The sequence below is a fragment of the Micromonospora sp. NPDC004704 genome, from assembly GCF_053601675.1.
Map to the genome: position 1 here is coordinate 1 of NZ_JBSGCD010000073.1, position 9228 is coordinate 9228.

Genomic DNA, 9228 nt, shown 5'->3' on the forward strand with positions numbered 1-9228 from the left:
GGCCCGGACCACCCCGGTCCGGGCCGGCGCCCGCGCATTGGGAGCTTCCGTGATACCGAAGAGTTCGGCCGGCTATGGCGAGCCAAACTCTTCGCGATCAGGGGAGTGGTCGAAGGAGTGCCGCCGGTAGGCTGGCGATCTTCGGCTGGCGTGAGCCCCGGAGTCCACGAGGGCGATACCTGTGATCAATCCTGACCCTTTAGCTGCGCGTGCTCGCCTCGACGCCGCGTTGGGTGGTGTGGCCACCACTTTCAGGGGGATGACCGCGCACCCGGACGATTACATGTGTGACTGTCACTGGGGCAGTGCGGAGGAGTTGGCTCAACTCAAGGTGCCGGACATCGAACTGGAACCGGACCTGCTGCGGCGTACCTGGTGGGGGTCGTCCTGGAGCTACCCCGCAGACGTGCTGCGCCGGATCCTGCCCCAGTTCGCCAGCGGCCTCGTCAGCGGCGTCGTCGAGCCCATGTTCGACATGGGGCAACCAGGGCTCGTATTCAGGCACGGCAAGTGGCAGGAGTGGCCAACCGAACAGGCAGCGGCGATTTGGGAACTCCTGCACGCCTGGTGGGCGCATGCACTCACCGACCAGGAGCCGGTGGTGCCGGCGTACGAGGTTCTCGCCTTCTGTACCGAGGCGTCCGGCACCCTCACCCCCTGGCTCGACATCTGGGCGACGTCGACGTACCCCCTGGCCGATCGGCGGCTGGCCGAGACGGCGACGCACTGGGAGTGGGACCTGCTCAGTGATGAGCTTCCCTGGCACACCTACTACGACGAGGCGGAAAAGGTGGCTGAACTCTCCGCCTGGCTGGTCCGCCACGCTCCCGACCGTCTCCGGCGCTGCGGTGTACCCGAGAGACAGGTGCTTCGGATCGGACTGCTTGCCCTCAGCGGCCGGGAGCGCTGGGACCACCCCTATCGGTCCAGAGAGGACGCCGAGGACTGACGTGCACCGAGCAGACGCTGGGCGGTCAGGGTGGCGACGGCGAAGACGGCGGCTGCCGCGTACGCGACCGGGAGCAGGCCGTACGCGTTCGCGGTGAAGCCGGCGACGATCGCGCCGATCGGGGCGGCGAGCAGTCCGGCGAAGCGCTGGGCGCTCCCGACCCGCCCGAGCAGCTCTGCCGGTACGTGACGCTGACCGTACGCGGACCAGAGCGCGTTCCAGGTCGCCGACCCCGCGGAGAAGACCGCCAACGCGATCGCACCCGGCACCGGATGCCGGGAGAAGGCGAGCACCACCAGGGCGAGGGTCTGCAACACCAGCACCCACCGCAGCCCGGTGAAGGTGCCGAGCCGACCCGCCAACCGGCCGGCACCGAGTCCACCAACCAACCCGCCGATCACCGCCGAAGCCATGAACAGTCCATAGCCTGCCTCGGGCACCCGCAGCACCTCCAGCGCGTAGAGCACCATCACCGCGATCAGCCCGCTGATCGCCAGGTTGGTGGCGGCGGTGAGCACGGTGATCCGGAGCAGGGTCGGGTCACGCAGGATCCACCGCAGCCCGTCCCCGGCCTCCCGCCACACCGACCGTGGCAAAGGGACAGAGGATGACGAGGCGGGCAGGGTCAGTGCGAGCAGCGCGGCGAGGGCGAACGAGGCGGCGTCGACCGCGAACGGGAGCGCGGCGCCGAGGGCGAAGAGCAGGCCGGCGACCGGGGCGCCGACGAATCCGCCGGCTACGGCCGTACCGGCGGCGAGCCTGCCGTTCGCGGCCGGTAACCGGTCGGCGGGCACCAGGGCGGGCAGCACCGCGAACGCCGCCGCGTCGAAGAGCGCACCGAGGGCGGCCAGCAGGAACGCGGCGGCGGCCAGCACACCGATGCCGACCTGCCCGAAGAAGACCAGGACCGCCAGCACGGCCACCAGCGCGCAGCGCAGCCCGTCGACCGTCGCCATGGTGCGCCGCCGGTCCCACCGGTCGGCAAAGACCCCGGCGAGCAGGCCGAACAACAGCGGTGGCACCTGGCCGGCGGCGACCACCGCCGCGACCAGGCGCGGATCGCGGGTCAGCGAGACCGCGAGCAGGGCAAGTGCCGGGGTACGCACCGCGTCGCCGAACCTCGACGTCACCGCCGCCACCCAGAGCCGGCCGTACGCGGCACCCAGCGAAGGTCGTACGCCGGATTCCTGCCCTGCCGTGAGTCTGATCATCACGCGACCCTGCGGCCTCGACCAGGTCGAGGGTCAACCTTGCCCCGGATTAGGGCGAGCGAGGTGTCACCGGTCACCGGTACGGTGGGCGCCGGCACCTGAACCGGGGAGTAACAAAGCGTGGACCGCACCTTCCAGGTTGACCTTCGCGGCATCGTCGACCTGCTCAGTCACCATCTGTACGCAAGCCCCAGGGTCTACCTGCGGGAGTTGTTGCAGAACGCCGCGGACGCGATCACCGCCCGTCGGGCCGAGGATCCGGGCGCGCCCGGCGTGGTCTGGATCGAGCCGCCCGAGTTGACCGGCGACGGCACCCTGCGGATCCACGACACCGGGATCGGGCTCACCGAGACGCAGGTCCACGAACTGCTCGCCACCATCGGCCGCAGCTCCAAGCGGGACGAGCTCGGTTTCGCCCGGCACGAGTTCCTCGGCCAGTTCGGGATCGGCCTGCTCTCCTGCTTCCTCGTCGCCGACGAGATCCGGGTCGTGACCAGGCACGCCGACCAGCCGACCGTGCTCTGGACCGGTCACACCGACGGGCGTTACCGGGTCGAACTGGCCGCACCGGACGCCGGTCGGGCCGAGCCGGGCACCACCGTCACCCTGGTCCCGCGTCCCGGTGCCGAGCAGTGGTTCACCCAGCCGACGGTCACCGAACTGGCCCGACTCTTCGGGTCGCTGCTGCCGGTCACCGTCCGGGTCGGCGAGGTGGAGACAACCACCGGGCCGCCGCCGTGGTCACCGGCCGCCGGTACGTCACCGGCCGCCCGCCGCGAAAATCTGATCCGGTACGCCCGCGAAACGCTCGGCTTCACCCCGTTCGACGTCATCCCGCTGTCGGTACCGGAGGCGGGCCTGACCGGGGCGGCGTTCGTACTGCCCCAACCGGCGAACCCGGCCGCGCGGGTCGGACACCGGGTCTACCTGAAGCGGATGCTGCTCACCGAGGGCGCCGAGGGGCTGCTGCCGGAGTGGGCCTTCTTCGCCCGATGCGTGGTCGACGCCGGTGAGCTGCGGCCGACCGCGAGCCGGGAGGCGCTCTACGAGGACGGGCTACTCGACAGCACCCGGGAGGCGCTCGGCGACCAGTTGCGCGGGTGGTTGGTGCAACTCGCCAGCGGTGACCCGCGCCGGCTCGGCGAGTTTCTCCAGGTGCACCACCTCGGGGTGAAGGCGCTCGCGTTGCACGACGACGAGATGCTCCGGCTGGTCGAGCAGTGGTGGCCGATGGAGACGAACGCCGGCCGGATGACGCTGGCCGAGTTCCGGTCCCGGCACGGTGTCATTCGCTACGCCGCCACGACCGACGAGTTCCGGCAGCTCGCCGCCGTCGCGGCGGCGCAGGACCTGGCCGTGGTCAACGGCGGTTACACGTACGACACCGAGATCATCGAGCGGTTGCCGGGGCTGGACCGGTCGGTGCTGATCGAACGGCTGGAGCCGACCGACCTGACCACCCGGTTCGACACCCTCGACCCGTCGGTGGAACTGGCGCTGCGGCCGTTCCTGCTCACCGCCCAGCGGGCCATGGACCGGCTCGGGTGCGAGGTGGCGCTGCGCGCGTACGACCCGGTTTCGTTGCCGGCGTTGTACCTGGTCAGCCGATCGGCGGCGTTCCACGACCAGCTTGAGTCGACCCGGCAGCGCGCCGACGAACTCTGGGCCGGTGTGCTCGACGCCATCGCCTCGTCCGGCCCGCCGGAGCGGCCACAGCTCGTGCTCAACCACCGCAATCCGCTGGTCCGCCGGATCACCACCCTCGGTGACCCGGACCTGGTCGGCCTCGCCGTCGAGGCGCTGTACGGGCAGGCCCTGCTGCTCGGTTACCACCCGATCCGCCCGGCCGACGCGGCCCTGCTCAACAACTCTTTCCTCGGCCTGCTCGGCCGGGCCGTTCCGGGACAGGAGTGATCCGCGGTGGCCAGCGGTAACGACGAACTGTGGTCGGTGTACGAGCAGGCGGCCGACATGCCGTTCGGCGCCGGGCAGATCGCCGCGGTGGAGCAGTTGATCCGGCAGGTCGACGCCAAGGGTGACCAGGAGTTGGCGTTCGCCGCGCGGATGCTCGGCACCAGCGCCTACACGTACGGCGGCGAGCCGGCGAAGTCGTTCGTCACCTTCTCCTGGTGCCTGGCGGACTACGACCGCAACCCGCAGCCGTACCACCAGCGGCACGTACACACGCTGCTCTGGCACTTCAAGCACATGGTCAACGCGCTGCTCAACTTCCCCGAGGTGCCACTGGAACGCACGTACGCGGTCCTCGACGACATGGAGCGCCGCTACCGCGAGGGCGGACACAGCCTCCAGGCGGTCTACAAGTACCGGCACCTGGTGGCCCGGCACCGGGGCGCCGACGAGGAGACCGAGGAGTGGTACCGAAGGTGGGTCACCGCCCCGCGCGACGAACTCTCCGACTGTGCCGGGTGTGACCCGTCCGGGCAGGTCCGGCACCTCGCCGGCACCGGGCAGATCGAAGCGGCGGTGGCGCTGGCCGAACCGGTGCTGGCCGGGCAGCTCACCTGCAACGAGCAGCCACAGGGGATCCTGACCAGCCTGATGGTGCCGTACCTGCGGTCGGGGCGGCGGGAGCGGGCGCGGGACGCGCACCGGCGGGCGTACCGGAGGTTGCGGGGGAACCTGGCCGATCTCGGCAGCATCGCCAATCACGTCGAGTTCTGTGCGGTGACCGGGAACGAGTCCCGTGGGCTGGAGATCGTGGAGCGGCACCTCGACTGGCTGGACCGGGCCCCGTCACCGGGGGACGCGATGTCGTTCGCCGCCGCGGCGGCGCTGCTGCTCCGGCGGCTGGACGAGACCGGGCACGGGAAGCTGACCGTGCACCGGCAGGCGTACGGCGAACGACCCGCCGCCGAGCTGCCGGTCGGTGCGCTAGCCGAGGACCTGGCGCGGATCGCCACCGACATCGCGGCCCGGTTCGACAACCGCAACGGCACGTCGCATCAGTCCGGCTGGGTCGAGCGGCGGTTGGCGGCCGAGCCGATCGGGGAACACCTGCCGCTGTCGCCGACCGCCCGTCGGCGTACCGCCCCGGCGTCCGTCGTAACGGCGTCGGTCGCGCCGGTCGAGGGTGAGGTGCCGGCGGGTGCGCCGGTGCAGCCGGTGCCGTCACCGGCCGACATCCCGGCCGGGGCGACGCTGTCCGAGCTGCTCGAACTCGCCGACCAGCACTGGAAGACCGAGCGCTACGAGCACCTGAAGGTGCTGCTGCGGGTACTGGACGAACGTTTCGGCGACGACGCGGACACCGCTGCCAACGCCGGCGAGGCGGACGCGGGCCGGGTGCTCACGCCGGCGGACGACGCACGGTGGATCGAACTCCGGGCGGCTGAACTGATGATGGCCGACGACCGGCCCGCCGCGATCGAGCTGCTCCGCCGGGCGATCGAGCTGTACCGAGGGCTGGCCGACCACCGTCGGGAGTGGATGGTCGCCGGCCGGCTCGGCGTACTGCTCTGCCACCAGGGGGACGACGCCGAGGGTCTGCCGCTGGTCGAGGCGGGGGTGACCTACCTGACCGAGCACGGGGACCGGGCCGATGTCGCGGGTGCCCAGGACCGGGCCGCGTTGGCCCTGGCCGGACTGCAACGCTGGCCCGAGGCGCTCGCCGCGGTGGAACTCGCGGCCGAGGCGGCGGCGGAGGTCGACGATCCGTACCTGGTTGCCCGGATCGGGCTGCGTCGGGCGATCTGCCTCCAGGCGGTGGGCCGGCGCGAGGAGGCCCGGGACGCGGCGGCGCAGTCCCGTGAGAGTTACCGGGCGCTGGCCGTGCCGGAACGGCTCGCCGCGGCCTGCATCTGCCACTCCCAGAACCTGGACGACCCGACCGAGGTACGCGACGCCCTGGACGAGGCGTTGCCGATCGCGACCGGGGAGGCGGCCCTGCACGTACGGATCGGTCGGGGCCGGGCGTCGCTGGCGCTGGACCGTCCGGCGGACGCGGTCGAGGATCTTGTCGAGGCGGTCGCGATCTGCGCCGAACAGGGCATCGTCGACGGGGCCGCCTTCCTCCGGTTCGAGTTGGCGAACGCGTACCGGCGGGCCGGGCGGGCGCTCGACGCGGCCGAGGTGGGCGAGGAGGCGGTGCTCGAACTGGACCGGCTCGGCCACCAGGGCGACGCGGACCGGTGCCGGCACCTGCTCGCCGGGGTGTACCGGGAACTGGACGAGGACCAGCTTGCCCTGTCCCTGCTGGACCAGCTCGCCGAGAACCTGGACGGGCCGGACAATCTCGGCGGCCGGGCGCAGGTGCTGGAGGAGGCGGGCGACCTGCTCTACGCCCAGGACCGGGACGCGTTGGCGGCGCAGCGGTTCGCCTCGGCGGCGACCGCGTACGGGCTGGCCGGGCTGTCGATGGACGGGTCGAGGGCCCGACGGCGGGAGGCCGACGCCTGGCACTGGGCCGGTGAGCCGGACGCCGCGCTGGCGGCGGTCGAGCGTGGCGAAGCGGTCCTGGCGGCGCTGCCGGCGGAGGCTGCCGACGAGCCGGCGGTGATCTGGGAGTCGTGCATGCTCTCCGACAGCGCCGCACGGGCGCTGATCGGCGCGGATCGCCCGGACGAGGCGTTGCGCCGGGTGGAGGGCGTACCGGGACGATTGCGGGCGATCGAGGCATTCGGCGAGGCTTTGCAGGTCGAGTTGCTGACCGGGGAGGTGCTGCTGCGGCTGGACCGTGCGGTCGAGGCCGAGCCGATCCTGCGTACGGTGCTCGGCTCCCTGCCCACCGGTTCACCCGCCGTACGCCGGGCGGCGTGGTTGCTCTCCGAGGCGCTCGGGCAGTCGGGGCGTGGTGAAGAGGCGGAGGCGTTGCGCCGGGAGCACGATCTGGACACCGATGGCTGAGCGGACCGGGACTAGGCTGGCCTGGTGACGCTGGAACAGCAGGTGACAGGGGCGACGCCGGGCGGTACCCCGGTGACTCCACGGCGCCGGTCGCGCCGTGACGAAATCTTGGAGATCGCGGTCGGGTTGTTCGCCGCCCGTGGCTACCACGGCGTGTCCATGGATGACATCGGGGCAGCCGCGGGCGTCACCGGGCCGGCCCTCTACCACCACTTCGCGGGCAAGGAGGCGATGCTCGCCGCCGCCCTGATCCCGGTCAGTCAGGGTCTGCTCGACGGCGGCCGACAGCGGGTGACGGAACACCCCGGTCAGCCGCAGGCGATCCTCGAGTCGTTGATCGACTTCCATGTCGAGTTCGCGCTCGCCAACCCGGCGGTCATCGCGCTGCACCTGCACGAGCTGGACCGGTTGCCGGACGAACCGCGCCGACAGATCCGCCGGCTCCAGCGCCTCTACGTCGAGGAATGGGTGTCGGTCCTCACCGTCCTGCACCCCGGACTCGCGGCCGGCGAGGCCCGGGTACTGGCGCACGCCGCCTTCGGCCTGATGAACTCCACCCCGTTCCTCGGCGGTGAGGTCGACCGTCGTCGCCGGGCCGCGCTGCTGCGGGCGGCCACCCTCGCCGCCCTGCTCGGCCCGATCTCCTGACCCCCGCCCGGTCGGGGGCGACCCCGGATTCGTGAGCGGAGGGGTACCCATGGTGTCCTAGCAATGTCAGGACACCCGGAGACCCCGAGGAGAAGACATGATCGAGTCGCTGCTGGTCGCGAACCGTGGCGAGATCGCCCGCAGGATCATCCGTACTGCTCGGCGGCTCGGCGTACGGACGATCGCGGTCTACTCGGAGGCGGACGCAGACCTGCCGTTCGTCCGCGAGGCCGACGAGGCGGTATGTGTGGGACCGGCGAACCCGGCGCAGAGCTACCGCAACTCCGAGGCGATCCTCGCCGCCGCCAAGTCGACCGGTGCGGTGGCCATCCACCCCGGTTACGGCTTCCTGTCGGAGAACGCCGACTTCGCCCGTACCGTCGAGGCCAACGGCCTGATCTGGGTCGGACCGGGTCCGGACGCGATCACCGCGATGGGCGACAAGATCAATGCGCGGAACCTGATGGCCGCCGCCGGGGTCCCGGTGGCGCCGGGCACCACCGACCCGGCCGCCGACGTCGACGCCGCGCTCGCGGCGGCGGAGTCGATCGGCTTCCCGGTGATGGTCAAGGCCGCGGCCGGTGGCGGCGGGATGGGCATGGCCGTCGCGAACGACGCCGAGTCACTGCACACCGAGTACGACAAGGTCGGCGCGTTCGCGCAGCGGATGTTCGGCGACGGCTCGGTGCTGATCGAGCGTTACTTCCCCCGGGTACGCCACGTCGAGGTGCAGATCCTCGGCCTGGCCGACGGCCGGGTGGTGGCCCTGGGCGAGCGGGAGTGCTCGGTCCAGCGGCGCAATCAGAAGCTGGTCGAGGAGTCGCCGTCGCCGGCCGTCTCGCCCGAACTGCGGGAGCGTTTCCTGGCTGCGGCGGTACGCGCCGGTGAGGCCGTCGGATACCGCAACGCCGGTACGGTCGAATGCCTGCTGGACCCGACGACCGGTGAGTTCTTCTTCCTGGAGATGAACACCCGGCTCCAGGTCGAGCACCCGGTGACCGAGCTGGTCTACGGGGTTGACCTGGTCGAGGAGCAGTTGCGGGTGGCGTCCGGACTGGCGCCGAACTTCGACCCGGACGCCCTGGTGCCGCGCGGACACGCGATCGAGCTGCGGATCAACGCCGAGGACCCGAAGCGGTTTCTGCCGGGGCCGGGTGTGGTCAAGTCCTGGGTGGAGCCGACGGGCGAGGGTGTCCGGGTCGACTCGGGCTACGAGACGGGTACGACGGTGACGCCGCACTACGACTCGCTGATGGCGAAGCTGATCGTGTACGGGGCTGATCGGGCTCAGGCCATCGAGCGGACGAAGGCTGCGGTTGCCGGGTTCGAGGTTGTGGGGCCCAAGTGCAACCTGCCGTTCTTCGCTGAGTTGTTGGAGAACTCCGAGTTTGTGTCGGGGGATTACGACACGGGGATTGTTTCTCGGATGCGGTGAGGGTGGGTGGGGGCCGACTGTGAGGTGGGGGTGGGGCCCACCGTGCCCACTCTGGGCCGTCACGCTTGATCCCCGCCGTGGGCACGGTGGGCCCCACCCAGTGGAAGCACACGGGTGGT

The 9228-nt window shown here is 71.4% G+C and carries 6 protein-coding genes; 5 read left to right on the forward strand and 1 reads right to left on the reverse strand.

Features of this window, described 5'->3' with window-relative positions; translation table 11 throughout:
* Window positions 1-259: 259 nt before the first annotated feature.
* Window positions 260-949: a hypothetical protein gene (locus ACWEFB_RS38075; protein ID WP_452293083.1), complete on the forward strand. Its 690-nt coding sequence runs from the start codon at window positions 260-262 to the stop codon at window positions 947-949.
* Here the strand turns inward: ACWEFB_RS38075 and ACWEFB_RS38080 are convergent.
* A complete protein-coding gene (locus ACWEFB_RS38080; protein ID WP_452293084.1) occupies window positions 919-2160 on the reverse strand; it encodes an MFS transporter in 1242 nt (413 codons plus the stop codon). The two genes, ACWEFB_RS38075 and ACWEFB_RS38080, sit on opposite strands and share 31 nt — an antisense overlap.
* A gap of 120 nt (window positions 2161-2280) precedes the next feature.
* Here ACWEFB_RS38080 and ACWEFB_RS38085 point away from each other — a divergent pair, with 120 nt between their 5' ends.
* The 4 genes from ACWEFB_RS38085 (at window position 2281) to ACWEFB_RS38100 (ending at window position 9109) form a co-directional block, all read left to right on the forward strand.
* The gene (locus ACWEFB_RS38085) at window positions 2281-4074 is read left to right on the forward strand and encodes an HSP90 family protein (RefSeq protein WP_452293085.1); all 1794 of its coding nucleotides are present in this window, start codon (window positions 2281-2283) and stop codon (window positions 4072-4074) included.
* 6 nt (window positions 4075-4080) lie between these two features.
* Window positions 4081-7026: a hypothetical protein gene (locus tag ACWEFB_RS38090; protein WP_452293086.1), complete on the forward strand. Its 2946-nt coding sequence runs from the start codon at window positions 4081-4083 to the stop codon at window positions 7024-7026.
* Window positions 7027-7050: 24 nt separating this feature from the next.
* The gene (locus ACWEFB_RS38095) at window positions 7051-7674 is read left to right on the forward strand and encodes a TetR family transcriptional regulator (protein ID WP_442792091.1); all 624 of its coding nucleotides are present in this window, start codon (window positions 7051-7053) and stop codon (window positions 7672-7674) included.
* 97 nt (window positions 7675-7771) lie between these two features.
* Window positions 7772-9109: an acetyl-CoA carboxylase biotin carboxylase subunit gene (locus ACWEFB_RS38100; protein WP_452293087.1), complete on the forward strand. Its 1338-nt coding sequence runs from the start codon at window positions 7772-7774 to the stop codon at window positions 9107-9109.
* Window positions 9110-9228: the final 119 nt, after the last annotated feature.

Coding starts and splice junctions, on each gene's coding strand:
- ACWEFB_RS38075 (WP_452293083.1), top strand. CDS start 260: ATGACCGCGCACCCGGACGATTACATGTGTGACTGTCACTGGGGCAGT.
- ACWEFB_RS38080 (WP_452293084.1), bottom strand. CDS start 2,160: ATGATCAGACTCACGGCAGGGCAGGAATCCGGCGTACGACCTTCGCTG.
- ACWEFB_RS38100 (WP_452293087.1), top strand. CDS start 7,772: ATGATCGAGTCGCTGCTGGTCGCGAACCGTGGCGAGATCGCCCGCAGG.